Here is a 25,488-nt window from a genome sequence, read left to right as displayed (position 1 = left end):
AAATAGCATCGTGCAGGAGTAAGTCGAGTGAGCAGTGCCGTCGATACGTCGAAGCCAGAACCGGACGGCGGGGCCACCGTCGCCGGCGTACCCAGAAGCCGGATCGTCGTTGCGAGCATGGTGGGAACGTCCATCGAGTTCTACGACTTCTACATCTATGCGACCGCGGCCGTATCCGTGTTCCCGCATCTGTTCTTCCCCAAGGGAAACGGCACCACCGCCCTGCTGGCGTCCCTCGCCACGTTCGGTCTCGCCTTCGTCGCCCGGCCGCTCGGTTCGATCCTGTTCGGCCACTTCGGCGACCGCATCGGACGCAAGACGACGCTCGTCGGCTCACTCCTCACCATGGGCATCGCGACGTTCGTGATCGGTCTGCTGCCGACCTACCATCAGATCGGCATCGTCGCGCCCGCGCTGCTGGCGTTGATGCGCTTCTGCCAGGGTCTGGGACTGGGCGGTGAGTGGAGTGGCGCGGCACTGCTCGCGACCGAGACCGCCCAGAAGGGCAAGCGCGCGTGGGCGGCCATGTGGCCGCAGCTGGGCGCGCCGATCGGCTTCTTCCTCGCCAACGGTCTGTTCCTGATCATCACGCTGTTCCTGGACCACGACAACAGCAGCCCCGACCTGGACGGCGCGTTCCTCACCTGGGGCTGGCGGATCCCGTTCCTGCTCAGCGCGATCATGGTGATGATCGGTCTGTACGTGCGGCTCAAGCTGGAGGAGACGCCCGTGTTCGCCCGCGCCGTCGCGCGCGGCGAGAAGGTGAAGACCCCGATCGCCGAGGTGTTCAAGACCAGCTGGCGTCAGTTGATCATCGGCACGTTCGTCATGCTCGCCACCTACACGCTCTTCTACATCATGACCACCTGGGTGCTGAGTTACGGCACCGGCAAGACCCCCGCGCAGGGCGGCACGGGAGCCGGGTTCCATTACACCGACTTCCTGGTGCTGCAACTGGTCGCGGTCCTGTTCTTCGCGGCCGCCGTCCCCGTGTCGGGGTGGCTGGCCGACCGCTTCGGGCGCCGCATCACGCTGCTCACGATCACCGGGTTCATCATGCTGTTCGGCCTCACGTTCGGTGTCATGCTGAACCAGGACGGCATGGGCAACGCCCGCATGCTCGTGTTCCTGGCAATCGGAATGTTGTTGATGGGAATGACCTTCGGGCCGATGAGCGCCGTTCTGCCGGAGCTGTTCCCGACCAACGTGCGCTACACGGGTTCGGGGATCGCCTACAACACCGCCAGCATCCTGGGCGCCGCCGTCGCACCGTTCATCGCCACCTGGCTCGCCACGTCGTACGGCGTCGGTTGGGTGGGCATCTACCTGCTGATCGCCGCCGCGCTCACGTTCATCGCGCTGCTGGTGATGAAGGAGACGAAGAACGAGTCCCTCGACGACGTAGGGGTGTAGTCCCCGTGCGCCTTTCTGGTAGCAGGAGCAACCAGAAAGGCGCACAGGCGCGGAGCGCCTATAGTTCTTGCATGGCGAAAGCCGTGCTGCTGTCCAGGACGGCCCGGATCCGGCTGCCGAAGCAGGATCTGTGGTCGTTCCTCGCCGATACCGATCGGCTCAATCGCAACATCGATCTGTCGCCGGTGCGCTTCGCTCCGATGCTGGACCGCCGGCGCAAGGGGCACTATTCCGCGGAGACGCGTTCGTACGGGCGGCGGGTGCGGTACGAGGAGTTCCCGTTCGAGTGGGTCGAGGGCCGCTTCTATCAGGTCCTTCGACGTTTCTCCCGCGGTCCGCTCGTGGAGGTGTCCACGGGTGTCCGGCTCCACCCGGCCGCTGACGCCACCGAGGTCGAGGTGTTCGCCCGGATCGTCCCGCGCACCCGGTTCGGGACGATCGCCGCGCGAACGCTGCTGGCGCGCACGGGAATAAGGAAGACGGTGGCGCTCGCGCACGCGCTGGAACGACACGTCCGCGACCCGCGCGCGCATGCCGTCCCCGCCCTGCCGCCGCCGGAGCAACTCGACGCAGGCAGGCTGGAACTCCGCACGGCGCAGCTGTCGCGATCGCACGACGCCCCGAACCTGATCGGGCGCTTGGAGTCCCACTTGCGGACCGCGTCCGACCTGGAGGTGACGGGCATGCGCCCGTTCGAGCTTGCGGACCGCTGGGGTGCCGACAGGATACAGCTGCTGTACGTCTTCCTCCACGCCGCGGACTGTGGTCTGCTGGACCTGAGCTGGAGCGTGCTGTGCCCGGTCTGCCGGACCGCCCGCGAGGACGCCGCCCACATTCGACAGTTGCCGAGCCGCGTCCACTGCGACACCTGCGACATCGCGTTCGACACGGACCTCGCGCGGTCGGTGGAGATCCGCTTCGACGTCAACCCGGCGGTCCGCCGGGCGGAGCGGGCCCGGTACTGCATCGGTGGTCCGGCGAATTCACCGTCGGCGGTGGCTCAGTTGCGGCTCGAGCCGGGGGAGCGGCGCTGCGAGCGACTCGAACTCGACCCCGGGTGGCTGCGCATCCGGTGCTACCAGGTGGGCGCCCCGGTGGCCTGGGAGGTCGGTCCGGCCGGCGGCACGCTTCGGGTCGACTGCGGGCCCGGTGAACTCCGAGTGCGTGATGCGCCCGGCACCGACGGTGCCTGCCTGCTGGAGGTCGCGAACCGGCTTCCCGGTGAGGCGCTTGTGGTGGTCGAGCGGGAGCGGTGGAAGGACGCTGCGGCGACCGGCGCGCTCGTGACGTCGCTCGACGGTTTCCAGGACCTGTTCCCGGATCAGGGGGTGGCGCCGGGCGACGAGATCGGGATCGCGAACCTGGCGGTGCTGTTCACGGATCTGAGCGGTTCGACCGCCCTGTACGAGCGCATCGGCGACGTCCGGGCGTTTGCGTTCGTGCAGAGCCATTTCCGCTACCTGCGTGACGCGGTGGTCCGCGAGAACGGCAGCGTCGTGAAGCAGATGGGTGACGCGGTCATGGCGACGTTCGCCGACGCGCGGGAGGGCTGGTCTGCGGCGGCGTCGATGCAGGCGGGCTGGGACGACTTCCGCCGCCGGCACCTGGGCGACGACGACTCGGTGTCGTTGAAAGTCGGGTTGCACCAGGGGCCCGCCGTGATGATCGACAACGCCGGCCGCACCGACTACTTCGGTGCGACGGTCAACCTGGCGGCCCGGGTGCAGGGCTGTGCCGCGGGCGGCGACATCGTCCTGTCCCGGGCCGTTCACGACGACCCGGAGGTGGCGCCGCTGCTCGCGACGTCCGGCTACCGGTGCGACGTCTTCACCACCGGGCTGAAGGGAATCGGCGAGGAGCAGACGCTGTGGAGGCTTCGCCGCCCGTGAGTGGTTGAGGAGTGCAGAGACTCGTCAACCACTCACGGGGCGCGGAGCGCCCTACTTGCCGCGGATCGCGTCGAAGACCTTGGGGTCGACGAGGGTGGAGGTGTCGCCGAGGTCGCGGCCTTCGGCGATGTCCTTGAGCAGGCGTCGCATGATCTTGCCCGACCTCGTCTTGGGGAGTTCGGGGACGATCGTGATCTGGCGGGGCTTGGCGATCGGGCTGATCTCCCGGGACACCTCGGCCTTGAGTTCGGCGATGAGGGTGTCGCCGGTGTTCTCCACACCTTCGCGGAGGATGACGAACGCGACGATGCCCTGGCCGGTGGTCTCGTCGGCGGCGCCGACGACGGCGGCCTCGGCGACGCCGTGGTGTCCGACGAGGGCGGATTCGACCTCGGAGGTGGAGATGCGGTGTCCGGAGACGTTCATGACGTCGTCGACGCGGCCGAGCACCCACAGGGCGCCGTCCTCGTCGTACTTGGCACCGTCACCGGCGAAGTACCAGCCCTGCTCGGGGTAGCGGGACCAGTAGGTGTCGCGGTAGCGGTCCATGTCGCCCCAGATGCCGCGGAGCATCGCCGGCCACGGCTTGTCGAGGACGAGGTAGCCGGAGCCGCCGGCGCCGAGTTCGTTGGCGTCGTCGTCGACGATCTTCGCGGAGATGCCGGGCAGCGGTGCCATCGCGGAGCCGGGTTTGGTGGCGGTGATCCCGGGCAGCGGGGAGATCATGATGGCGCCGGTCTCGGTCTGCCACCAGGTGTCGACGATCGGGGCCTGGTTGCCGCCGATCACCTCGCGGAACCATTTCCAGGCCTCGGGGTTGATGGGTTCGCCCACCGAGCCGAGGAGCCGGATGCTGGACAGGTCGTGGGCGTCGGGGATGTCGCGGCCCCACTTCATGAATGTGCGCACCAGGGTGGGTGCGGTGTAGTAGATGCTGACACCGTATTTTTCGATGATCTGGAAGTGGCGGTGCTCGTCGGGGGAGTTCGGGGTGCCCTCGTAGACCACCTGGGTGACGCCGTTGGACAGGGGCCCGTAGACGATGTAGCTGTGGCCGGTGACCCAGCCGATGTCGGCGGTGCACCAGTACACGTCCTGGCCGGCCTTGTGGTCGAAGACGTTGTGGTGGGTGTAGGAGGCCTGGGTGAGGTAGCCGCCGGAGGTGTGGATGATGCCCTTGGGTTTTCCGGTGGTGCCGGAGGTGTAGAGGATGAACAGCGGGTGCTCGGAGTAGAACGGGGTCGCCTGATGGGTGCCGGAGGCCTTGTCGACGGTCTCGTGCCACCACAGGTCCCGGCCCTCGGTGACCGCGACGTCGATGCCGGTGCGCTTGACGACGAGGACGTGCTCGACGGACGCGGCCCCGTCGACCGCCTCGTCGACGGCGGGCTTGAGGGGTGCGGCCTGGCCGCGGCGCCACTGCCCGTCGACGGTGACGACGAGCTTGGCTTCGGCGTCGTCGATGCGGGAGCGCAGGGCGCTGGCGGAGAAGCCGGCGAAGACCACCGAGTGGGTCAGGCCCAGGCGGGCGCAGGCGAGCATGGTGACGATGGCCTCGGGGATCATCGGCATGTAGATCGCGACGCGGTCGCCGGCGACGAGTCCGAGGTCGGTGAAGGTGTTGGCGGCCTTGCTGACTTCGGTGAGCAGGTCGTTGTAGGTGAGGTCGCGGGTGTCGCCCGGTTCGCCTTCGAAGTGGATGGCGACGCGGTCGCCGTTGCCGGCGAGAACGTGCCGGTCGACGCAGTTGTAGGCGACATTCAACTCGCCGCCGACGAACCATTTCGCGACGGGTGCGTCGGACCAGTCGAGTACCTCGGAGAAGGGCGTGTGCCAGTGCAGGCGCTCGGCCTGTGTCGCCCAGAATGCGAGTCGGTCCTCGTCTGCGGCAGCCTGCAGTTCGGGGCCGGCGTTGGCCGCGGCGGTGAACTCGGGGCTCGGCGGATATACCTGCGGGACGGCATCAGAGTGGTCCGACTGATCCGTCGCTCCGCTCGCCTGTGCGGCATTCCCCGTCGCTCCGCTCGCCTGTGCTGCACTGGTCATTGTGGGCCGGCCTTCTTTCCAGTCTCGAATTCGGCACTTCTAGCACGTGTGAGGGTAGTCACAAGGGCTCCCGAGCGCACCGTTGCACAAGGTTGCATGCCCATATTCTGCGACGATCGGTCGAATGGGCGCGACGGACGGCAAGCGCGGACGACGAGTGGCGACCCCAGCGCCGACGATGTTTCGATCGGATGCCGATTCCGCGAGTTTCACCCGTCGTGGCCACACAGATTGAAACGTTGACTTATCGTCATCCCATCGTTCGGGCTGCGCCCGGCACGGCTGCCCGGAACCATGCAGATCTGGGAGGATCGTCTTGCGCATCACACGTGTGGCAACCGCCGTTCTGGCGGTTGGCCTGGCAGCAGGGATGCTGTCCGCCTGCTCGTCCGGTGACTCGACGGGCGGGGGTGGCAGCGGAATCGTCAACGCCTGGGCAGGTGAACCGCAGAATCCGTTGATTCCCACCAATACCAGCGAGAATCAGGGTGGCCGCGTCGTCGATGCGCTGTTCGCGGGGCTCGTCTCCTACGACTCCGACGGTGGAGTGAACAACGAGGTCGCCGAGTCCATCGAGACGACCGACGGCAAGAACTTCACCGTGAAGCTGAAGGACGGCTGGACGTTCACGGACGGCACGCCGGTCACCGCGGCCTCGTTCGTCGACGCCTGGAACTACGGCGCGCTGTCGACGAACGCGCAGCTCCAGGCGTCCTTCTTCGACCCGATCCAGGGCTACGACGAGGTGGCTGCCGAGAACCCCACGGCGCAGACCATGTCGGGACTGAAGGTGGTCGACGATTCGACGTTCACGATCGAACTGAAGCAACCCGAGTCCGCCTTCCCGGACCGTCTCGGTTTCGCCGCGTACTACCCGCTGCCCGCGGTGGCGTACCAGGACATGGCCGCGTTCGGCGAGAATCCCATCGGCAACGGGCCATACATGATGTCGGGTCCCGGGGCGTGGCAGCACAACGTGCGAATCGACACCGTCGTGAACCCCGACTACAACGGCAACCGTAAGCCGAAGAACGCCGGCGTCGACTTCGTCATGTACAACAGCCTCGACACGGCATACACGGATCTGCTCGCGGGCAATGTCGACGTCCTCGACCAGGTGCCGCCGAGTGCCGTCACCACGTTCGAGACCGACCTGCCGGGTCGCACCGTGAACCAGCCGTCCGCGACCATCGAGACGTTCACCATCCCGGGCCGTCTACCGCATTTCAGCGGTGAGGAGGGCACGCTGCGCCGGCAGGCCATCTCGATGGCGATCAACCGAGACCAGATCACCCAGCAGATCTACAACAACACCCGCACCCCCGCGCTCGACTTCACCAGCCCCGCCATCGAGGGCTGGTCGGATTCGCTCGTCGGCAACAGCAACCTGAAGTACGACCCGGAGGCGGCGAAGAGGCTGTGGGCCCAGGCCGACGCCATCGCCCCGTGGTCGGGCAGTTTCGAGATCGCGTACAACGGCGACGGCGGCCACAAGGAATGGGTCGACGCCACCGCCAACAACATCCGCAACACCCTCGGAATCGACGCGAAGGGCAAGGAGTATCCGACGTTCGCGCAGATTCGCACGGAGGCCACCAACCGGACCATCCCCAGCGCGTTCCGTTCGGGGTGGCAGGGCGACTACCCGCAGCAGTACGGCTTCCTCGCGCAGAACTACCAGACCGGCGGCAGCTCCAACGACGGCGACTATTCGAACCCCGAGTTCGACCGGCTGCTGCGAGCCTCCGCGGGTGAGGTCGATCCCGGAAAGGCGCAGGACCTGCTGAACCAGGCGCAGGAGGTTCTCCTGCACGACCTGCCCGCGGTCCCGACGTGGTACCGCAACGCGGCGAGCGGCTGGTCCGAGAACGTGTCGAACGTGGTCATCGACTGGAAGGGCATCCCGATGTACTCGGACATCGAGAAGAACTGACGCACGGGAGTTTTCTCCGACGGGTGGGGCCGCGAGCTGTCAGTTCGCGGCCCCGTTCGGGAATACGGGCCGAGGCTCCGGATTCCTGACGTCACGGCCCCCGACGAATAGGAGGTGATCCGATGCTCTGGTACGTCGGTCGCCGTTTGCTCCAGATGATTCCCGTGTTCATCGGGGCCACGTTCCTGATCTACGCGATGGTTTTCTTGCTGCCCGGAGACCCGATCGCGGCATTGGCGGGCGACAAGGCCCTCAGCCCCGCGGTGGCGGCGCAGCTCCGCGCCCGGTACCACCTCGACCAACCGTTCCTGATGCAGTATTTCCTGTATCTGAAAGGCATCTTCACGCTCGACTTCGGTACGTCCTTCTCCGGTCGCCCGGTCAGCGAGGTTCTGGCGCAGGCCTTTCCGATCACCATCAAGTTGTCTCTGATGGCACTCGCGATCGAGGGGATCTTCGGGATCGGCTTCGGCCTGTTCGCCGGGCTCCGCAAGGGCGGCATCTTCGACAGCACCGTCCTCCTCGTCAGCCTGGTGATCATCGCGATCCCGATCTTCGTCATCGGTTTCCTCGCCCAGTTCTTCATCGGCGTGAAGTGGGGGCTGGTGCCGCCGACGGTCGGGGGCAACACCAGCTTCAAGAATCTTCTGCTGCCCGCCTTCGTCCTCGGGTCGGTGTCGTTCGCGTACGTGCTCCGGCTCACGCGGACGTCGGTCGCCGAGAACCTCACCGCCGACTACGTGAGGACCGCGACCGCCAAGGGTCTTTCGCGGCGCCGGGTGGTGCAGGTGCACGTGCTGCGGAACTCGCTGATCCCGGTGGTCACCTTCCTCGGCGCCGATCTCGCCACCCTGATGGGCGGCGCGATCGTCACGGAGGGCATCTTCAACATCAACGGTGTCGGCGGCACGATCTATCAGGCGGTCACCCGCGGTGAGGCGCCCACGGTGGTGTCCTTCGTGACGGTGCTGATCGTCATCTATCTGCTCGCCAACCTGATCGTCGACCTTCTGTACGCCGCGCTCGACCCGAGGATTCGTTATGTCTGAGAAAGTGGAGAACGAGTCCGCCGGAACGGGCGACCGGAAGACCCGTCAGGCGCATTTCGTGGCGCCCGAGGAAGTGGCGGCGCCCGGGGAGACCGACGCCGTCCACATCGACCAGCCGCCGACGAGCATGTGGTCGGATGCATGGCGCGATCTGCGTAAGCGCCCGCTGTTCCTGGTCGCATCGGTGATCATCGTCGTGGTGATCGCCGTGGCGGCGTTTCCGGACGTGTTCACCAGCACCGACCCGCGGTTCTGCGATCTCGCGTTCAGCATGCAGGGGCCGTCGGCGGGGCACTGGTTCGGATTCGACAAGCAGGGCTGCGACATCTACTCCCGCACGATCCACGGGGCGCGGGCGTCGGTGCTGGTGGGTGTCGGCGTCACGTCGATCGTGCTCGTGGTGGGCGTGGTGTTCGGTTCGGTCGCCGGGTTCTACGGCGGCGCGGTGGACTCGCTGCTGTCCCGGGTCGCCGACATCTTCTTCGGCATCCCGCTCATCCTCGCGGCGATCGTCCTGATGCAGCTGTTCACCAACCGCACCATCTGGACGCTGATCGTCGTCCTCGCCCTGTTCGGGTGGCCGCAGATGGCGAGAATCGCTCGGGGCGCGGTGATCTCGGCGAAGGGCAACGACTACGTGATGGCGTCGCGGGCGCTCGGCGTCTCGAACGTGCGCACCCTGATCCGGCACGTGCTGCCGAACTCCCTCGCTCCGATCATCGTGATCGCGACCATCTCCCTCGGCATCTACATCGTGGCCGAGGCGACGCTGTCCTTCCTCGGCATCGGGCTGCCGTCCACCGAGATCTCGTGGGGCGGAGACATCAGCACCGCCCAGGTCACCCTGCGCCAGGGTTCGCCGATCCTGTTCTACCCGGCGACCGCCCTGGCGATCACGGTCCTCGGCTTCATCATGATGGGCGACGCTCTCCGGGACGCGCTCGACCCCAAGGCCCGGAAGAGGTGAGCGCGATGACCGCGAACGATCCGGCCGGACCGCAGAATTCGGCCGACGAGGTGCCGCTGCTCGAGATCCGGGACCTGGAGGTGTCGTTCCAGTCCCATTCCGGGCTCGTGCCCGCGGTGCGTGGGGCCAGCCTCACGGTGTATCCGGGGCAGACGGTGGCTATCGTCGGTGAGTCCGGTTCGGGCAAATCCACCACCGCCCACGCGATCATCAACCTGCTGCCCGGAACGGGAAAGGTGACCGGCGGCCGGATCCTGTTCGAGGGGCAGGACCTCGCGGAGGCGCCCGAGCGGGAGTTCGTCGCACTGCGCGGGAAGAAGATCGGCCTCGTCCCGCAGGACCCGATGTCCAACCTCAACCCGGTGTGGAAGGTCGGGTTCCAGATCGAGGAGGCGTTGGAAGCCAACGGGATCGCGAAGGGCAAGGCCGCGAAGGCGCGGGCCGCCGAACTCCTCGAGGAGGCGGGCCTCGCCGACGCCGAGAACCGGCTGGGCCAGTATCCGCACGAGTTCTCCGGGGGCATGCGCCAGCGCGCGCTCATCGCCATCGGGCTGTCGGCCCGCCCGCAACTGCTGATCGCGGACGAGCCCACGTCCGCCCTCGACGTGACGGTCCAACGTCAGATCCTCGACCACCTCGACGGTCTCACCGACGAACTCGGCACCGCGGTCCTGCTCATCACCCACGACCTCGGTCTGGCGGCCGAGCGGGCGGAGCACCTGATCGTGATGAGCAAGGGACGGGTGGTCGAGGCGGGGCCCGCGCTGGAGATCCTGCAGCGGCCGCGTCACCCGTACACCCGGAAACTGGTGGCCGCGGCGCCGTCGCTGGCGTCGCAACGGCGGAGTTCTTCGCTGGCCCGGGCGGACATCCGGGAGCACGCGCTCGAGGTGGTGGGCGAGGCCGAGGAGCACGGGCAGATCGGCGTCGAATTCGGCAAGGCCACCGACGACGTGGTCGTGGCCACCGGGCTGACGAAGGTGTTCAAGATCCGCCACGGGCTACGGAAGTCCACCGACTTCACCGCCGTCGACGACGTTTCGTTCGCGGTCCGGCGTGGGACGACCACGGCCATCGTCGGCGAGTCGGGGTCGGGCAAGTCGACGGTCGCGCAGATGGTGCTGGGACTGCTCGCTCCGACGGCGGGGAATGTGGTGTTCGACGGCAAGGACGTCGCGACGCTGGACCGCAGGGAGACGTTCGCGTTCCGCCGGCGGGTGCAGCCGATCTTCCAGAACCCGTACGGCACGCTCGACCCGATGTACTCGATCTTCCGCACCGTCGAGGAGCCCCTGCGCACCCACAAGGTGGGGACGAAGGCGGAGCGGGAAGCGCGGGTACGCGACCTGCTGGACAAGGTGGCGTTGCCGGCTTCTGTCATGCGGAGGTTCCCGAACGAGTTGTCGGGTGGCCAGCGGCAGCGGGTGGCGATCGCCCGGGCGCTGGCGCTGCAGCCCGAGATGGTGGTGTGCGACGAGGCGGTGTCGGCGCTCGACGTGCTGGTCCAGGACCAGATCCTCACGCTGCTGAACGACCTGCAGGCGGAGCTGGGGCTGACGTACCTGTTCATCACCCACGACCTGGCGGTGGTGCGGCAGATCGCCGACGACGTGCTCGTCATGTCTGTCGGCGCGATCGTGGAGAAAGCCACCACCGACGAGGTCTTCACGTCGCCGAAGGAGGAGTACACGCGGAAGCTGCTGGACGCGATTCCCGGCGGATCGATCCGGCTCGGCGCCTGACCCGCGGCGGCGCCGGGTAGCGTTCCAGTACGTGAGCGACCCGTTGCAGCCCCTCGTCGACCTTCCCGGTGTCCGCGAAGCCGCGGACCGTGCGCGCGACGCGCTCGGCGCGGTTCACCGGCACAAGACCAACCGGCGCGGCTGGCCGACCACGGCGGCCGAGGCGGCGGTCCGGGCGGCCCGCGCCTCCGCGTCGCTGGACGGGGGCAGCACCGAACTGCCCGCCCCCGGCGAGGCCGGCGACCCCATCCTGTCGGGTGCCCTGCGCGTCGGGCAGGCTCTCGACGGTGACGCCCTCACGCTTCTGCAGTCCACGTGGCAGCGGGCGCCCCTGCAGGCCCTTGCCCGGCTGCATCTGCTGGCCGCGGCCGACCTCGTGGAGGATCAGGAATTGCTCGGCAGGCCGCGAGCCGGGTCCGGCGTCGCGGAGCGGCTGGACGGTCTGGCTCAGCTCGTGACGGGAGGAACCGCTGCACCCGCGCCCGTTCTGGCGGCTGTGGTGCACGGGGAATTGTTGACGCTGAGGCCGTTCGGGGTGGGCGACGGCATCGTCGCGCGCGCCGCATCCCGTCTGGTCTCGGTGTCGAGCGGGCTCGATCCCCACAATCTCGGGGTTCCGGAGGTCAGCTGGCTGCGCCGGCAGCAGGCGTACCGCAACGGGGCAGCGGCCTTCGCCTCGGGCGAGCCGGACGGGGTCGGGAGCTGGGTCGTCCTCTGCTGCGGTGCGCTGGAGGCCGGGGCCCGTGAGGCCACGTCCATCGCGGAAGCGGCGGCAAGTTAACTCGAATCCGTTGCACTGCAACATGTTCCCGACATGTGAAACGGGCGGCGCTGCCGACTGGTGTCGACTTCGCCGCCCGTTAGCACGGACAACCGGTTACCAAGCGTGCAATGGTGGGTTGTGTGGGTGGCCTCGGCGAGAGTCCGAATATCGTCGGGTCGTCCTTGCAACCTGTGCAGGGTCCTTGCCGGTGAAGACTCGAGTCTCGCAGGCCCACAACGCTTTTGCCCTTATAGTGGCTTATGCTTCGCGTGGGTGCCTAGTGCCCGTGCTGGGAATCCTGGTCGGGAGATCGATCCTTCTCTTCTGGGTCGACCTTGGCCTTCCGTTCTTCCGTAACTCCTTTGTACCCCGTGACCCCCCTCACAGCAAGTATCAAATTAGGTTTGTGACCGTGTCGCGGGTTGCGGCGGTCAGCGCTTGCGGCGCAACACTCCATAGGTGAATGCGCCCGCCACCAGGGCCCCGACGCTCACCGCGGCGGTGGTCGCCAGGGTGGTGGCGGACGGCGCCTGGAGGCGCGCCCTGAGGGAGACCGGATTCGAGAAAGTCAATATGGGCCAACCGTTTCCGGCCGCGGCCTTCCGGAGCGCCCGGTCCGGGTTGACGGCCGTCGGGTGGCCGACCGCGGTCAGCATCGGCAGGTCGGTCACGGAGTCGGAGTAGGCGTAGCATGCCGACAGGTCGTAGTGGTATTCGTCGGCCAGTTGCCGCATCGCCTCGACCTTGCCCTCGCCGTAGCAGTAGAACTCCACCTCGCCCGTGTAGAGCCCGTCCGCGACCGCCATGCGGGTGGCCATGCTGCGTGTCGCCCCGAGTGCTTCGGCGATCGGCGTCACCACCTCCTCGCCCGACGCCGAGACGACGATGACGTCGTGACCCCGCAGCTTGTGGTCCGCGATGAGGTCGGCGGCCTCCGCGAACACCAGGGGGTCGACGATGTCGTGGAGGGTCTCGGCGACGACGGACCGGACCTGCTCCACGTTCCAGCCCGCGCACATGCTCGTGAGGTAGGCGCGCATCCGCTCCATCTGATCGTGGTCCGCGCCCGACAGCAGGAACAGGAACTGCGCGTAACTGCTCTTGAGGACGGACCGTCGATTGATCAGGCCCTGGTCGAAGAACGGTCTGCTGAACGCGAGGGTGCTGGATTTCGCGATGATCGTCTTGTCGAGGTCGAAGAATGCGGCAACCCGACCCGTCTCGGTGTGTCGACCTGTCTTGGCACTTCTCTGTGGCTTCGCGGTCACAATTTCCAAGGATATGCGGACTTCGGCCCGGGGTGCGCGTTCCGTGCAACGGCCCGGAACAGGGGCGTTCGGTATCTCCGACACCGTAAAACATTTGAACAGTTGAACTTGCAAATACTGATCTGGGGAGGTGTAGTATTGCTGATGTCCGGATTTGATCCGGACGATGTTCAGCCCGACCCCCCGGGGCTGAACACTGACGACCCTCGCCTCCTCCCCCCCTGGCGAGGGTCGTCCTCTGTTTGTGGGCGCTCTGCCATCCTTCGCTCTCTGCTCGCTAGAAATTGGTGCGGTAGTACCAGTTCTTATCCCCAGCCCCGAAGTTGTCCACAATTCGCAAAGGGCACCTTTCCGCGGTCTCCGGCAGCGGGCACGCTCGCTGCATGGACGCACATGACGGTGGCGAAGTGCTGGTTCTGGTAGACGATCCGGCGCTGCTGCACAGCATCAGGCGCGTGGCGGCAGCGGCCGACCGGACGCTGAACGAGACCGACGTCGCCGACGCCCGGCACGCCTGGGGCAGCGCGCCGATCGTCGTGCTCGACGCGCGTGCCGCCGCCGCGTGCCGCAACCGGCTTCCACGCCGGCGGCGGGTCGTGCTGCTGTGCGACGGGCCGCCGGGCATCGACGAGTGGCGGATCGCGACAGCGGTCGGTGCCGAACACGTGCTGGCCGTGCCCGACGACGAGTCGGCCCTGGTCGCCGTTCTCGGCGAGCAACCCCAGCGGCCCGAAGCGGACGGAACCGTCGTCGCCGTGGTCGGCGGGTGCGGCGGAGCCGGCGCCTCCACCCTGGCGGCGGCGACCGCCCTCACCGCGGCGGCGCGGTCGCAGCTCACACTGCTGCTCGACACCGACTCGTGGGGATCCGGGCTCGACGTGCTGCTGGGCATCGAGGACGTGCCCGGACTGCGGTGGTCGGGACTGTCGATCGAAGGCGGCCGGATCTCTTCGGGCGCGCTCCGGGACGCGCTGCCCGCTCGAGGCGAGCACCTGCGGGTCCTCGCCTGCAGCAGGACCGGGCACGGCGCGGGACCGACGGCGGCCGCGGTCCGCGCCGTCACCGACGCCGGGCGTCACGCCGGCGAACTGGTCGTGTGCGACGTGTCGCGGTTCCCGGGTCCGGTCACGGAGGCCGTCCTCGAACTCGCCGACCTCGTGGTTCTCGTCGTGCCCGCGACCGTCCGGGCCTGCATCGCCGCGGGGAAGGTGTCGCAGTGGATCACCGAACGGAATCCCAATCAGGGACTCGTGGTCCGTGGCCCGGCACCTGGCGGGCTTCGCGGGGCAGACGTGGCGGAGGTCCTCGACCTGCCGCTGATCGCGTCGATGCGCGCCGAGCGCGCGCTCACCGGAATGCTTGAACACGGCGGTCTGCGGCCGGGGCGGCGCTCCCCGCTGGGCGCCGCGGCCGAGGCGGTCCTCGACACCGTCGGCAGCAGACCGCGCACACGGGAGTGGGCGGCATGAGTTCCCTCGTCACCCCCGACCTCCTCGACCGGGTGCGCGAACGCCTCGCGCACACGTCCGGCGAGCCGACACCCGCGACGGTTGCCGCGGCCATCCGGACCGAGTCCGGCGGCGTGCTCGGCGACACCGACCTGCTCGGTGCGTTGCGGGTGCTCATGACCGAACTCACGGGCGCAGGCCCGCTCGAGTCGCTGCTGACGGAGCCCGGTGTCGCGGACGTGCTCGTCACGGCGCCGGACCGGGTGTGGGTGGACCGCGGCCGCGGACTCGAGCGCGCAGCGGTCCGGTTCACGGACGAAGCAGCCGTGCGCCGACTCGCCCAGCGACTCGCGCTGTCTGCCGGCCGCCGCCTCGACGACGCCCAGCCGTGGGTCGACGGAAGGCTGCGGGACGTCGGAAACGGCTCGTTCGGTGTACGGCTTCATGCCGTACTGGCGCCCGTCGCTCAGGGCGGCACCTGCCTGTCGCTGCGGGTGCTGCGCCCGGCCACCCAGGGGCTGGGTGCGCTCGTCGCGGGCGGCGCCGTGACCGAGGCGGCCCACGATCTGCTGGTGAAGATCGTGCACGCACGCCTCGCCTTCCTCGTCACCGGCGGCACCGGGGCGGGGAAGACCACGCTGCTGGCCGCGTTGCTGGGTGCGGTGGACCCGGCGGAACGGATCGTGTGCGTGGAGGACGCCGCAGAGTTGGCGCCGACGCACCCGCACGTGGTCAGGCTGGTGGCCCGGGCACCCAACGTCGAGGGCGTGGGCGAGGTGACCGTCCGGGACCTCGTCCGTCAGTCCCTCCGTATGCGACCCGATCGGATCGTCGTGGGCGAGGTGCGCGGCGCGGAGGTGGTCGACCTGCTGACGGCGCTCAACACGGGGCACGACGGCGGCGCCGGGACGGTGCACGCCAACTCGCCCGAGGAGGTGCCCGCCCGGCTCGAAGCGCTTGCGGCACTGGGCGGAATGGACCGCGCGGCGCTGCACAGTCAGCTGGCCGCGGCCGTGCAGGTGATCCTGCACGTCCACCGGTCGTCGAGTGGAGCGCGGCAGTTGACGCAGATCGGTGTCGTCACTCGCGACGAGCACGGACGCGTCACGATCGTTCCCGCCTGGAGTCACGACAGGGGGGAGGGGCCGGCGGTGGACCGGCTCCGCCTCTGGTGTTCTCGGCGGGAACGGTCGGCTTCTCCTCGGGAGGCGTCGTGATCGCAGGTCTGGTGGTGCTTGCGTGTGCGGTACTGGCGGTGCCGTCCGCGCGGTCGCGTCCGCGCTTGCTCGCGGTGACCGGGCGGGGAGGTTCCGGGCGGCGGATGCGTCTGCCCTGGGCGGTTCCGGCGGCGGTCGTCTGCGCTCCGGTCGTGTACGAACTCGGCGGGATCTGCGCGGTTCTGGCGTCGGTGATCGTCTGTGCGACAGTGCGGTTCAGGTCGGTGCGACGTCGGTCGGCGAAGGCGAAGGACGCCGATCTGCGCGTCGTGCTGGCGGGCCTCGAGGTGGTAACGGCGGAACTTCGGGTGGGCGCGCATCCCGCCGCGGCATGTCAGACCGCGGCCGACGAATCGGTGGGCAGTGTGTCGGCGGCGTTCCGGGCCGCTTCGGCGCGCTCGCGGCTCGGGGGATCCGCCGCCGACGGGTTCCGGATCGCGGACTCCCGTGTCGGCACCGAGTTGGGGCGGATCGCCGACATCTGGGCGGTGGCCGACGCGCACGGTCTCGCGCTGGCGGAACTGCTCGAGGCGGCGCGGACGGACCTCCTGGGGCGCAGTCGCTTCCGTCGGCGGACCGAGGCGTCCCTCGCCGGAGCGAGGGCGACGGCGACCGTGCTGGCCGGGCTGCCGCTCCTGGGTGTCGGTCTGGGTCAGATGATGGGGGCGTCCCCGCTGGCGGTGCTGTTCGGCGGCGGGGTGGGCGGCATCCTGCTGCTGCTCGGTGCGGGATTGGTGTGCGCGGGACTGCTGTGGACCGACCGGATCACCGGGCGGGTGACGGGATGATCTGGGGCGCGGTACTTCTCCTCGCCTGCGCCGTGTTGGTTCTCCCCGCACCCAGATCACCGGTGCAGCGACTGCGCGGCGACACCGGCGGTCCGGGCAATGCGGTGGCCACGGCGGACGACCCCGCGCGCCGCGAGGACCCGCTCGCGACCGCCGCCGCCTTCGACCTGCTGGCAGCGTGCCTGCGCGCAGGGTTGCCGGTCGCGACCGCGGCGCAGGCCGTGTCGCGGTCCGCGCCGGCGCCGCTGTCGGAATCGCTCCGCCGCGCCGCAGACCTACTCGCGCTGGGGGCCGACGCGGCGACCGCGTGGGAGGCGGCGGCGTCGGACCCGGCCACCGAATCGCTCGCTCGGATGGCGCGACGGTCGGCGGCATCGGGTTCGTCGCTCGCCGGTTCGATGACGGAACTCGCCGCCGACGGCCGAACCCAGGTCGAGCATCTGGCGGCGGCATCGGCCGAACGAGCGGGTGTGCTCATCAGCGGTCCGCTCGGGTTGTGCTTCCTGCCGGCGTTCATCTGCCTCGGGATCATCCCGGTCGTCGTGGGGCTCGCCTCGCGCGTGCTGGACGGCGGGTTGCTGTGACACGCAGACACTTCCGGCGCAGAACCGCTGCGCCGGACACTCTGAAGGGGGAACACCATGAAACACGGAATCCGGTCTCTGGCGGCAGTGCGGGCACTGACGGCGCACCTCGCGCTGCTCGCGACGGACGAGGACGGCATGTCGACCGCCGAGTACGCCATCGGCACCATCGCGGCCGCGGCGTTCGGGGCCGTCCTGTATTCGGTCGTCACCGGCGACAGCATCGTCACGGCGTTGACCAACATCATCGACAAAGCGCTGAACACCGCGGTGTGATGAGGTCCGCCGAGAACCTGCGCCGGTCGGAGGCAGGCGGCGTCACGGTGGAGGCGGCGATTGCGATCGCGTCGATCGTCGCGGTGGTCGTGCTGTGTGTCGGCGCGATCACCGCGGTGACGCTGCACGTCCGGTGTGTCGATTCGGCGCGCGAGGCCGCCCGGCTCGCCGCCCGCGGAGATCACGAGTCGGCGATCTCCGCGGCGGAGGGGGTGGCCCCGGGCGGCGCCGAGGTGTCGGTACGGACCGAGGGGGAGTTCGTCGTCGCGACCGTGCGGGCACACAGCCCACTTCTTCCGCTGGTGAACATCTCCGCGGAGGCGGTGGCCGCTCTCGAACCCACGGTGCCGGGGTGGAGTGGGGGAAGCCGGTGAGTGCGGGGATCTCCGACGACCGCGGTGCCGCGACGGTGCTGGCGTGTTGTGCGCTCGCGGCCTTGGTGGTGGTCACGGCGATGCTGGTGCACGTCGGTTCGGCGGTGGCGGTGCGGCACCGGGCGCAGTCGGCCGCGGATCTGGCCGCTCTCGCCGCGGCCGTCGGTCTGGACCGCGGCACCGCCGCGGCGTGCGACGCGGCGCGGGAGGTCGCGGGGCGGATGCACACCGAGGTCGTGTCCTGTGAGGTCGACGACTGGGACGTGGAGGTCGCGGTCACCGCGCCGGTGCTGCTGTCCGTGCCGGGGGTCCGGGACGCCCGGGCGGTGGCGAGGGCGGGCCCCGCGGAGTGACGTCGACGGCGGGGCGGCACTGGTGACGCCCATCGCTCCAGCGTGCGCGGGGTTTCCCGGATTATGACCAGATCGGTAATAATCCCCGGCCGGAGAAGTATTGGACGGCATGGATCCTGTGATGCGAGTCTCACTGAAGCGAGCTGGTTTCCATTCACACCACTCCCCTTGGCGAGAGAGGGCACTACATGACCACGGCACCACCGAAGCGGACCGAGGCCGAGACGAAAGCGCGGAGAGCGGGCATCGCCTCGTTCATCGGCACCACCATCGAGTGGTACGACTTCTACATCTACGGCACCGCGTCCGCCCTGGTCTTCGGTCAGGTGTTCTTCTCCGACACCCTGCCCGCAGGCATGGGCACCCTGCTCGCGTTCGTCACGCTGTGGGCCGGGTTCCTCGCCCGACCGATCGGTGGCATCGTCTTCGGGCATCTCGGCGACAAGATCGGCCGGAAGACCACCCTCGTCATCACGCTCGTGATGATGGGGACCGCCACGGTCGGGATCGGCCTCCTGCCCTCCTACGCACAGATCGGGGTGTGGGCGCCTGTCGCACTGGTCTTCCTCCGCGTCGTTCAGGGCGTGGCCGTGGGTGGCGAGTGGGGCGGGGCCGTCCTGATCGCCAGTGAGAACGCACCCAAGGGCAAGGGAATTCTGTACTCCGCGTTCGCGCAGCAGGGGTCGCCCGCCGGAAACCTTCTGGCCACGATGGCGTTCTTCCTGCTCTCCGCGATGCCCACCCCGGAATTCGTGCTGTACGGCTGGCGAATCCCGTTCCTGATCTCCGCGGTCCTGGTGATCGTCGGCATGATCATCCGCCTCAAACTCGAAGAGTCGGACGCCATGAAGACCGTGCTGAAGCGCAAGAAGACCGTCGCACTGCCGATCGGTGAGGTGTTGCGCAAGCATTGGGTCCTCGTCCTGCTCGGTGCGGGCGCGCTGCCCCTGGCGCAGGTGACGTACTTCAAGAACACCTTTGCGTTGTCGTGGGCCACCAGCGAACTCGGCTACGACCGTGGCACGTTCCTCGGTGCCATCGCGATCGCCCTCGTGGTGCAGTTCATCGTGCAGCCGTTCGGCGCCGTCCTGGTCTCCCGGATCGATATGCGGAAAGCCATGTGCATCATGGTGATTCCCGAGTTCGTCCTGATGCCGGCGATGTTCTTCGCGATCCGGACCGAGAACTTCGCCGTCGCCGTGGTCATGATGTGCCTCGCAACCATTCCGCATTCGATGTTCTACGGCGCCATCGCCGGTGTGCTCGCGCGTGCCTTCCCCGCCAACATCCGCTACACCGGCTTGTCAGCGGCCTACCAGCTGTGTTCGCTGATCGTCGGCGGCGGCACACCGGTGCTGGCGCAGTGGATGCTCAACTCGTCCGGCAACATTGTCGGTGTCGCCTTCGTGTCGGCCGGCTACGCCGCCGTGTCGCTGGTCTGCACGCTCCTGCTATTGAACCGGACCGGATTCGACGCGCGCCGGTTGTCGACGGCGGAGCAATCCGACGCCGACGAACTGCAACTCGACGTCGAGGAAGACGACGAGGCGGACGGCACTCCGAGCGCAGGGCAGGCACATGCGACAGCCCACTCCTGACCGCGCGGTGTCATTCCGGAGTGGGCAGTCATTCCGGAGTCGGCAACGCCTCTTCGGACAGCCTGAGGACTTCCCGCAACGCGGCGCTGTCGTCGTCTGCACGCCACGCGATCCGCAACTGCAGGGTGCTGGGACCTCCGACCAGCGGGAGGAACACGACATCCGGGTTGTTGACGTTCTCGACGACGGAGGAGACGGTCAACGCGCAGCCGACCTCCGCGGACACCAACGCCATCAACGACATCGAGTCCGGCGCACTCTGCACGATCCGGGGCGTGAAACCGGCGTCGTGGGCGGCCCTCTGCAGGGAGTCGCGCAGCGCGGATCCGGGATCGGCGGGCAGCGCCACCCAGGGCTCGGTCGCGAGCTCCTCGATCCGGACGCCGTCCCTGCCCGCGAGCGGGTGGTCGACGGTCATGGCCACCACGAAGTCCTCGTTGAGGATGACGCGGGACGCGATGCCGGGTGGGGTGAAGATCCACCGGCCCAGGCCGATATCGAGGGTTCCGTCGAGGAGTTTGTTCAGTGCCTCGCTCGCGAAAGCGGAACTGTTCAAAACGAATTCGATTCCCGGATGAGTGTGCCGGACGAGTTTCGCCCACCGTCCGATGAGCAGATGGGACGAGACGCCGGAGAAGCCGATGCGCACCCGGCCGACCTGGCCGCGCCCGGCGGCGGCAACGGCGATCTCCGCGAGCCGGCAGGCGTCCAGGACCTCGCGCGCCGGGCCGAGCAGTGCCTCGCCGGCGGAGGTGAGGCGGACGTTCCGCGTGTTCCGGTCGAACAGGGTTGCCCCGAGCTGCTTCTCCAGTTGCCGAATGGTTCTGCTCAGCGGCGGCTGAGCCGAGTGCAGGCGCTGTGCGGCCCTGCCGAAGTGCAACTCCTCGGCGACCGCGAGAAAGGCAGTGATCTGAGAAATCTCCACACCAGAACTATTGCAGTTCGAGCAATAGAACTGTCAACACTATTGAGCGCGACGGCGGTAGTCCGGTGGGAAGGTTCCCGAAGCGACCCCCGGCCGGTCCGGAGAAGGGCATGGCAATGAGCAAAGTGGTCAGTATGGCGGACGCCATCGAGACGTACGTCGAAGACGGCATGACCGTGTGCCTCGAGGGCTTCTCGCATCTCATCTCGTTCGCGGCTGCGCACGAGATCATCCGGCAGCAGCGCCAGAACCTGACGCTGTGCCGGATGACGCCGGACATCGTGTCGGATCAACTCGTGGCCGCCGGCTGCGTCACCAAGCTCGTGGCGTCGTTCTTCGCGAGCGGCTCGGCCGGGTCCCTGCACGAGTTGCGACGACGCATCGAGCGTCACGATCCGGTGCCGCTCGAGGTCGAGGAGTACAGCCACTACGGAATGGTCTGCCGCTATCAGGCGGGCGCCGCCGGTCTGCCGTTCTTTCCGCTGCGGTCCTACGCCGGAAGCGACCTTCCGCGGCTCAATCCCCGAATTCGACTGGTCGACGACCCCTACGGGGAGGGCACCGTCTACGTCGTGCCGCCGCTGAACCCGGACGTCACCATCGTTCACGCGCAGCGCGCGGACCGCCACGGCAATGTGCAGATCTGGGGGATCTCCGGGGTCCAGCAGGAGGCGGTCTACGCCGCGAGGAAGGCGATCGTGGTCGTCGAGGAGATCGTCGACGACGAGGTCGTCCGCTCCGACCCCAACCGCACGTTGATCCCCTCCCACGCTGTCGACGCCGTCGTCGTCTGTCCGCGTGGGGCGCATCCCTCGTACGTGCAGGGCTACTACGACCGGGACTGCGCGTTCTACCGGCGCTGGACCGCTATCAGCAAGGACTCGGGACTCCTGCAGGCGTGGCTGAAGGATTGGGTGCACGGCACCGCGAATCACGAGGAGTACCTGGACAAACTCGGCGGCGACTACTGGGACGACCTCGCCGTCGCGCCTCGATTGTCCGAACCAGTCGACTACGGGAGCAGAAAATGACCACAGCACGAGTCGGAGGGATCTCGGCGACCGAGGTCATCGTGTCCGTTGCCGCCCGCGAACTCGCAGGCAAGAGGCGTGTCTTCGCCGGCGTCGGCCTGCCGACGCTCGCCGTCGACCTGGCCAAGCGGACCAGCAACCCGGACGTCGAACTGATCTACGAATCGGGTGTGTGCGGCGCCCATCCCAGCGCGATGGCCGAGGGCATCGCAGACTCGGTGGTCGTGTCGGGTGCGGAGTCGGTGGTGTCGATGTCGGCGTTGTTCGGGTACGTGCTGCAGGGCGGCAACGTCGACGTCGGGTTTCTCGGTGCGGCCCAGATCGACAGGTACGGCAGCCTCAACACCAGCATCATCGGCGACTGGGACAGGCCGACGGTCCGATTGCCCGGTGCCGGTGGTGCCGTGGAAATCATGCCCAACGCCGGCGAGATCTTCGTGGTGATGCGGCGACACGATCCGAGCGCCTTCCCCGCGGAACTCGACTTCTGCACGTCGCCGAGCCCGGTCCGGGCCCGGGCGGCGGGTGACGGGATCGCTCCTCGCGGCCGCGGGGTGACGAAGGTGTTCACGAACCTCGGCGTGCTGTCGCGGCAGGGCCCGTTCGACGAACTCGAGTTGGTCAGCGTGCACGAGGGGGTCACCGTCGACGACGTGCGGGCGCAGACCGGCTGGGAGTTGAAGGTCGCCGACGATCTCACGGTCACCGCGCCGCCGACCGGCGAGGAGATTCACCTGCTCCGCGATGTGATCGACACGGTGCGGTTGTATCTGCGCTGATCGGAAGGCGGTATCTCAGCCGAGCGAGTCCAGCACCGCGGAGAGGACCTGGATCGCCCCGTCCTTGTCCAGGGGATCGTTGCCGTTTCCGCACTTCGGCGAGTACACGCAGGACGGGCACCCGGACGCGCATTCGCACGAGCGGATCGCTTCGCGGGTCGCGCCGAGCCAGCGGGTGAGTTCGGCGTGCCCCCGGTCGGCGAATCCGGCGCCACCGGCGTGACCGTCGTAGACGAACACGGTGGGAAGTCCGGTGTCGGCGTGCAACGCCGTGGAGACGCCGCCGATGTCGCCTCGATCGCACACCGCGACGAGGGGCAGGAGCCCGATCGCCGCATGTTCCGCGGCGTGGAGTGCCCCGGGCACGCGTTCCGCCGGAACACCCGCCTGCAGCAGGAGTTCCGGGGTGACCGTGTACATCACCGCGCGGGTGGGGAGGGTGTGCTTCGGCATGTCCAGTTCGACGGCGTCGAGGATCTCGCCGGACGACAGTCGCCGCAGGTACCCGATCACCTGATGGGTCACCTCGACCTCGACGAGCGCGACCTCGACATCGCCGAACTGCTTCTGCTCGAGCACCGAGGTGACGGTGATCTCGGTGGTTTCGCGGGCCGACGTCGTCCAGTCGGGGTCCTCCGCGTGCACGAGGGCGAGGCCCTGGTCGAGGTCGAGTTCGTCGACGACGTACGACTCGCCCTGATGGATGTGGACGGCACCGGGGTGCGCTGTGGCGGGAGCGCGGCCGGTGTCGACGGTCCCGAGCATGCGTCCGGATTCCGACACGACAATCGCCACCTGGGTACCGATTCCACCCCGGATATCCACTGCGCCATGAGGATTTGTGCCGGCGGTGACGAACCAGCCGTGTGCGCGCCGTCGGATCAGGCCCTGCTCCGACAGCTTCGCGAGCACGTCGAGCGCCCCGAACGCTTCGGCCTCCGCGTCGGACAGTGGTAGTTCCATTGCCGCGCAGAGCAACTGCGGGCCGAGAACGTACGGATTGCTCGGGTCGGTGACGGTGGCCTCGACGGGCTTGTCGAGCAGCGCGGACGGATGATGGACGAGGTACGTGTCGAGCGGGTCGTCGCGCGCGACCAGCACGACGAGCGAGCCTTCGCCGCGCCGGCCGGACCGGCCGCCCTGCTGCCAGAACGACGCCACCGTCCCGGGGAACCCGGCGACCACGACGGCGTCGAGGCCGGCGATGTCGACGCCCAGTTCCAGCGCATTCGTCGTCGCCGCCCCCAGCAGGGTGCCGTCGGCGAGGGCTGTCTCGAGTTCACGCCGGTCCTCGGCCAGGTAACCGGCCCGGTACGACGCGACGCGCGACGCGAGTTCGGGATCGATCTCCCCGAGTAGGCGTTTGGTCGCCATCGCGGTCAGCTCGGCGCCCCGGCGGGAGCGCACGAACGTCAGCGTGCGGGCGCCTTCGACCATCAGATCGGCCATGATGCGGGCGGCCTCGGAGCCGGCGGGCCGCCTGACGGGGCTCCCGTTCTCCCCGGTGACCTCCCGCATGAGCGGGGGTTCCCACAGTGCGACGGTCCGGGGACCGTGCGGCGAACCGTCTTCCACGATCTCGGCGCAGGGCGCCCCGATCAGCCTCGACGCCGCCGCCCCGGGGTCGGCTGTGGTGGCGGACGCGAGGACGAAGACGGGGTCGGCGCCGTACCGCGCCGCGATGCGCCGCAGCCGCCGCAGCACGAGCGCGACGTTCGAACCGAAGACGCCACGGTAGGAGTGGCATTCGTCGATCACCACGTACGCCAGATTGCGGAAGAAGTGCGCCCATCGCTGATGGGTCCGGAGAAGCGAGATGTGCAGCATGTCGGGGTTCGTGAAGAGCCACCGCGAGTTCTCCCGGGCCCAGTGCCGCACCTCGAGGGGGGTGTCGCCGTCGAACACACACGGGCACGCACCGCGCAGGTCGTCCCCGGCGTCCAGGACCTCGGAGTCGATGAGGGCCGTCACCGCCCGGAGCTGGTCCGCTCCCAGCGCCTTGGTCGGCGAGAGGTAGAGCGCGGTCGCCCGCGGATCCGTTGCCAGAGTGGTGAGTACCGGAAGCTGGTAGGCGAGGGATTTACCCGAAGCGGTGCCGGTGGACACCACGACGTTCGTCCCGTGATGCGCCAGGTCGGCGGCAGCGGCCTGATGAGTCCAGGGACGGGCGATCCCGTTCTCCTGCATGGCCCGGACGACGCTGGGGTGCGCCCAGGCCGGCCATTCCGACAGCTGAGAAGTCCGGGCGGGCATTTCTGCGGCGAAAGTGAGCGGTTTTTCGTCCCGGGGAACACCCTCGAGGACTCGGTTCAGCAGTGTTCGGCCGTATGTTTCGCCCGTATTTCCACTGTCGTCACGGGGTGAAAACGGTGTGCTCACTGAAGTCTCCGGGCTGTCGTAGGGACGGGCGAGTAGCTTCCACACCGCCACGACCTGCGCATTTGATGATAACGAGTGCCCCTTCGGGCCTGTCGCCCGGGGTGTCGCGACGCCGTCGCTAATGCCCAGTTCCGTGCCTGTTCGCTACAAGATCAACTTTTTGTGTGAATTGTTCGGATTTCGACTGTTGCGTTCCCGGAGTTCATGGTTGACTACAACTGGTCGCAGCTTCTGTGTTCGTAGGCTTGAAAGAGTGAACGTTCGCAGGATCGATGTTGCGAACGCGGTGCTCTGCTTTTCCTGAGGGGGAAATCTAGAAGTACAGCGGTCGGAACCGGCCCGGCGGACTGTATGTGCTGTCCGCCGAATCCGGTGGTTAGAAAGAGAAGGAAAAGCATGGCACAGGGCACTGTGAAGTGGTTCAACGCGGAAAAGGGCTTCGGCTTCATCGCACCCGAAGACGGCTCCGCTGACGTCTTCGTTCACTACTCCGAGATCCAGGGCAGCGGCTTCCGCACCCTCGAGGAGAACCAGCGCGTGGAGTTCGAGGTCGGCCAGGGCACCAAGGGTCCCCAGGCAACCGGCGTTCGCGCAGTCTGATTCTGCCGTTCACGTTCGTGAACACGTAAATCAGATAGGCGGGGTCCTCGTGGCCGCGTCTGATTC

22 protein-coding genes are annotated in these 25,488 nt (G+C 68.2%); 18 read left to right on the top strand and 4 right to left on the bottom strand.

The genetic code is table 11. The features are described 5' to 3' along the window. The first annotated feature begins 27 nt into the window (after positions 1-27). Both BLV94_RS23945 and BLV94_RS23940 read left to right on the top strand, forming a co-directional pair. The gene (locus BLV94_RS23945; RefSeq protein WP_072938050.1) at positions 28-1,413 is read left to right on the top strand and encodes an MFS transporter; all 1,386 of its coding nucleotides are present in this window, start codon (positions 28-30) and stop codon (positions 1,411-1,413) included. 71 nt (positions 1,414-1,484) lie between these two features. Continuing rightward, positions 1,485-3,302 (top strand): adenylate/guanylate cyclase domain-containing protein, encoded by a 1,818-nt coding sequence (locus BLV94_RS23940; RefSeq protein WP_072938048.1) that lies wholly within the window; start codon positions 1,485-1,487, stop codon positions 3,300-3,302. Positions 3,303-3,353: 51 nt separating this feature from the next. On the opposite strand, the gene acs is transcribed toward BLV94_RS23940, so the two are convergent. After that, a complete protein-coding gene (gene acs / locus BLV94_RS23935) occupies positions 3,354-5,348 on the bottom strand; it encodes an acetate--CoA ligase (RefSeq protein ID WP_072938046.1) in 1,995 nt (664 codons plus the stop codon). Positions 5,349-5,664: 316 nt separating this feature from the next. On the opposite strand from acs, the gene BLV94_RS23930 reads away from it, so the two are divergent. The 5 genes from BLV94_RS23930 to BLV94_RS23910 all read left to right on the top strand — a co-directional run bounded on the left by BLV94_RS23930 (position 5,665) and on the right by BLV94_RS23910 (position 11,820). Further along, complete coding sequence (locus tag BLV94_RS23930; protein WP_072938044.1) at positions 5,665-7,281, top strand: peptide ABC transporter substrate-binding protein; 1,617 nt, start codon at positions 5,665-5,667, stop codon at positions 7,279-7,281. Between the two features lie 122 nt (positions 7,282-7,403). Beyond that, positions 7,404-8,330, top strand: a complete 927-nt coding sequence (locus tag BLV94_RS23925; protein WP_072938042.1) for an ABC transporter permease — start codon at positions 7,404-7,406, stop codon at positions 8,328-8,330. After that, positions 8,323-9,297, top strand: coding sequence for an ABC transporter permease (locus BLV94_RS23920; RefSeq protein WP_072938040.1), 975 nt, complete (start codon positions 8,323-8,325; stop codon positions 9,295-9,297). The genes BLV94_RS23925 and BLV94_RS23920 overlap by 8 nt, the downstream gene beginning before the upstream one ends. A 5-nt stretch (positions 9,298-9,302) precedes the next feature. Beyond that, the gene (locus BLV94_RS23915) at positions 9,303-11,039 is read left to right on the top strand and encodes a dipeptide ABC transporter ATP-binding protein (RefSeq protein ID WP_072938107.1); all 1,737 of its coding nucleotides are present in this window, start codon (positions 9,303-9,305) and stop codon (positions 11,037-11,039) included. Positions 11,040-11,070: 31 nt separating this feature from the next. Then, complete coding sequence (locus tag BLV94_RS23910) at positions 11,071-11,820, top strand: Fic family protein (protein ID WP_072938038.1); 750 nt, start codon at positions 11,071-11,073, stop codon at positions 11,818-11,820. Positions 11,821-12,233: 413 nt separating this feature from the next. On the opposite strand, the gene BLV94_RS23905 is transcribed toward BLV94_RS23910, so the two are convergent. Further along, positions 12,234-13,070, bottom strand: coding sequence for an HAD-IB family hydrolase (locus BLV94_RS23905; RefSeq protein WP_072938036.1), 837 nt, complete (start codon positions 13,068-13,070; stop codon positions 12,234-12,236). 383 nt (positions 13,071-13,453) lie between these two features. Between BLV94_RS23905 and ssd the strand changes: the two genes are divergently transcribed. The 8 genes from ssd to BLV94_RS23865 all read left to right on the top strand — a co-directional run bounded on the left by ssd (position 13,454) and on the right by BLV94_RS23865 (position 19,708). Further along, positions 13,454-14,539, top strand: a complete 1,086-nt coding sequence (gene ssd / locus BLV94_RS23900; RefSeq protein WP_072938034.1) for a septum site-determining protein Ssd — start codon at positions 13,454-13,456, stop codon at positions 14,537-14,539. Continuing rightward, positions 14,536-15,735 (top strand): TadA family conjugal transfer-associated ATPase, encoded by a 1,200-nt coding sequence (locus BLV94_RS23895; RefSeq protein ID WP_072938103.1) that lies wholly within the window; start codon positions 14,536-14,538, stop codon positions 15,733-15,735. Before ssd ends, BLV94_RS23895 begins: the two co-directional genes overlap by 4 nt. After that, positions 15,732-16,523, top strand: a complete 792-nt coding sequence (locus BLV94_RS23890; protein WP_072938105.1) for a type II secretion system F family protein — start codon at positions 15,732-15,734, stop codon at positions 16,521-16,523. The genes BLV94_RS23895 and BLV94_RS23890 overlap by 4 nt, the downstream gene beginning before the upstream one ends. Next, entirely contained in the window at positions 16,520-17,107 is a 588-nt protein-coding gene (locus BLV94_RS23885; RefSeq protein ID WP_072938032.1) for a type II secretion system F family protein, read from the top strand. Before BLV94_RS23890 ends, BLV94_RS23885 begins: the two co-directional genes overlap by 4 nt. A gap of 57 nt (positions 17,108-17,164) precedes the next feature. Further along, positions 17,165-17,383 (top strand): DUF4244 domain-containing protein, encoded by a 219-nt coding sequence (locus tag BLV94_RS23880; RefSeq protein ID WP_012691430.1) that lies wholly within the window; start codon positions 17,165-17,167, stop codon positions 17,381-17,383. Continuing rightward, the gene (locus BLV94_RS23875) at positions 17,383-17,757 is read left to right on the top strand and encodes a TadE family type IV pilus minor pilin (RefSeq protein ID WP_072938030.1); all 375 of its coding nucleotides are present in this window, start codon (positions 17,383-17,385) and stop codon (positions 17,755-17,757) included. Before BLV94_RS23880 ends, BLV94_RS23875 begins: the two co-directional genes overlap by 1 nt. Then, positions 17,754-18,110 carry an Rv3654c family TadE-like protein gene (locus BLV94_RS23870; protein ID WP_072938028.1) on the top strand — a complete coding sequence of 119 codons (357 nt, stop codon included), beginning with the start codon at positions 17,754-17,756 and terminating at the stop codon, positions 18,108-18,110. The genes BLV94_RS23875 and BLV94_RS23870 overlap by 4 nt, the downstream gene beginning before the upstream one ends. A 188-nt stretch (positions 18,111-18,298) precedes the next feature. Then, on the top strand, positions 18,299-19,708 hold the full coding sequence (locus tag BLV94_RS23865) for an MFS transporter (protein ID WP_072938026.1): 1,410 nt from the start codon (positions 18,299-18,301) through the stop codon (positions 19,706-19,708). Positions 19,709-19,736: 28 nt separating this feature from the next. Here BLV94_RS23865 and BLV94_RS23860 read toward each other — a convergent pair whose 3' ends face one another. Then, a complete protein-coding gene (locus tag BLV94_RS23860; RefSeq protein WP_072938024.1) occupies positions 19,737-20,633 on the bottom strand; it encodes a LysR family transcriptional regulator in 897 nt (298 codons plus the stop codon). Positions 20,634-20,743: 110 nt separating this feature from the next. Here BLV94_RS23860 and BLV94_RS23855 point away from each other — a divergent pair, with 110 nt between their 5' ends. Both BLV94_RS23855 and BLV94_RS23850 read left to right on the top strand, forming a co-directional pair. Beyond that, on the top strand, positions 20,744-21,664 hold the full coding sequence (locus tag BLV94_RS23855) for a CoA transferase subunit A (RefSeq protein WP_072938022.1): 921 nt from the start codon (positions 20,744-20,746) through the stop codon (positions 21,662-21,664). After that, entirely contained in the window at positions 21,661-22,443 is a 783-nt protein-coding gene (locus BLV94_RS23850; protein ID WP_072938021.1) for a CoA-transferase subunit beta, read from the top strand. The genes BLV94_RS23855 and BLV94_RS23850 overlap by 4 nt, the downstream gene beginning before the upstream one ends. A 15-nt stretch (positions 22,444-22,458) precedes the next feature. On the opposite strand, the gene BLV94_RS23845 is transcribed toward BLV94_RS23850, so the two are convergent. Next, positions 22,459-24,822, bottom strand: coding sequence for a DEAD/DEAH box helicase (locus BLV94_RS23845; RefSeq protein ID WP_072938101.1), 2,364 nt, complete (start codon positions 24,820-24,822; stop codon positions 22,459-22,461). 396 nt (positions 24,823-25,218) lie between these two features. Here BLV94_RS23845 and BLV94_RS23840 point away from each other — a divergent pair, with 396 nt between their 5' ends. Next, entirely contained in the window at positions 25,219-25,422 is a 204-nt protein-coding gene (locus tag BLV94_RS23840; RefSeq protein ID WP_005248460.1) for a cold-shock protein, read from the top strand. Positions 25,423-25,488: the final 66 nt, after the last annotated feature.

This window comes from Rhodococcus koreensis (assembly GCF_900105905.1).
Classification (GTDB): domain Bacteria; phylum Actinomycetota; class Actinomycetes; order Mycobacteriales; family Mycobacteriaceae; genus Rhodococcus_F; species Rhodococcus_F koreensis.
This window is presented reverse-complemented; position numbering and strand designations above follow the sequence as displayed.

What these genes read in the sequence shown, in the direction of transcription:
- BLV94_RS23940 (WP_072938048.1), top strand. Translation starts at nt 1,485, where the DNA reads ATGGCGAAAGCCGTGCTGCTGTCCAGGACGGCCCGGATCCGGCTGCCG.
- acs (WP_072938046.1), bottom strand. Translation starts at nt 5,348, where the DNA reads ATGACCAGTGCAGCACAGGCGAGCGGAGCGACGGGGAATGCCGCACAG.
- BLV94_RS23925 (WP_072938042.1), top strand. Translation starts at nt 7,404, where the DNA reads ATGCTCTGGTACGTCGGTCGCCGTTTGCTCCAGATGATTCCCGTGTTC.
- BLV94_RS23920 (WP_072938040.1), top strand. Translation starts at nt 8,323, where the DNA reads ATGTCTGAGAAAGTGGAGAACGAGTCCGCCGGAACGGGCGACCGGAAG.
- BLV94_RS23915 (WP_072938107.1), top strand. Translation starts at nt 9,303, where the DNA reads ATGACCGCGAACGATCCGGCCGGACCGCAGAATTCGGCCGACGAGGTG.
- ssd (WP_072938034.1), top strand. Translation starts at nt 13,454, where the DNA reads ATGGACGCACATGACGGTGGCGAAGTGCTGGTTCTGGTAGACGATCCG.
- BLV94_RS23895 (WP_072938103.1), top strand. Translation starts at nt 14,536, where the DNA reads ATGAGTTCCCTCGTCACCCCCGACCTCCTCGACCGGGTGCGCGAACGC.
- BLV94_RS23885 (WP_072938032.1), top strand. Translation starts at nt 16,520, where the DNA reads ATGATCTGGGGCGCGGTACTTCTCCTCGCCTGCGCCGTGTTGGTTCTC.
- BLV94_RS23880 (WP_012691430.1), top strand. Translation starts at nt 17,165, where the DNA reads ATGAAACACGGAATCCGGTCTCTGGCGGCAGTGCGGGCACTGACGGCG.
- BLV94_RS23875 (WP_072938030.1), top strand. Translation starts at nt 17,383, where the DNA reads ATGAGGTCCGCCGAGAACCTGCGCCGGTCGGAGGCAGGCGGCGTCACG.
- BLV94_RS23865 (WP_072938026.1), top strand. Translation starts at nt 18,299, where the DNA reads ATGACCACGGCACCACCGAAGCGGACCGAGGCCGAGACGAAAGCGCGG.
- BLV94_RS23855 (WP_072938022.1), top strand. Translation starts at nt 20,744, where the DNA reads ATGGCAATGAGCAAAGTGGTCAGTATGGCGGACGCCATCGAGACGTAC.
- BLV94_RS23850 (WP_072938021.1), top strand. Translation starts at nt 21,661, where the DNA reads ATGACCACAGCACGAGTCGGAGGGATCTCGGCGACCGAGGTCATCGTG.
- BLV94_RS23840 (WP_005248460.1), top strand. Translation starts at nt 25,219, where the DNA reads ATGGCACAGGGCACTGTGAAGTGGTTCAACGCGGAAAAGGGCTTCGGC.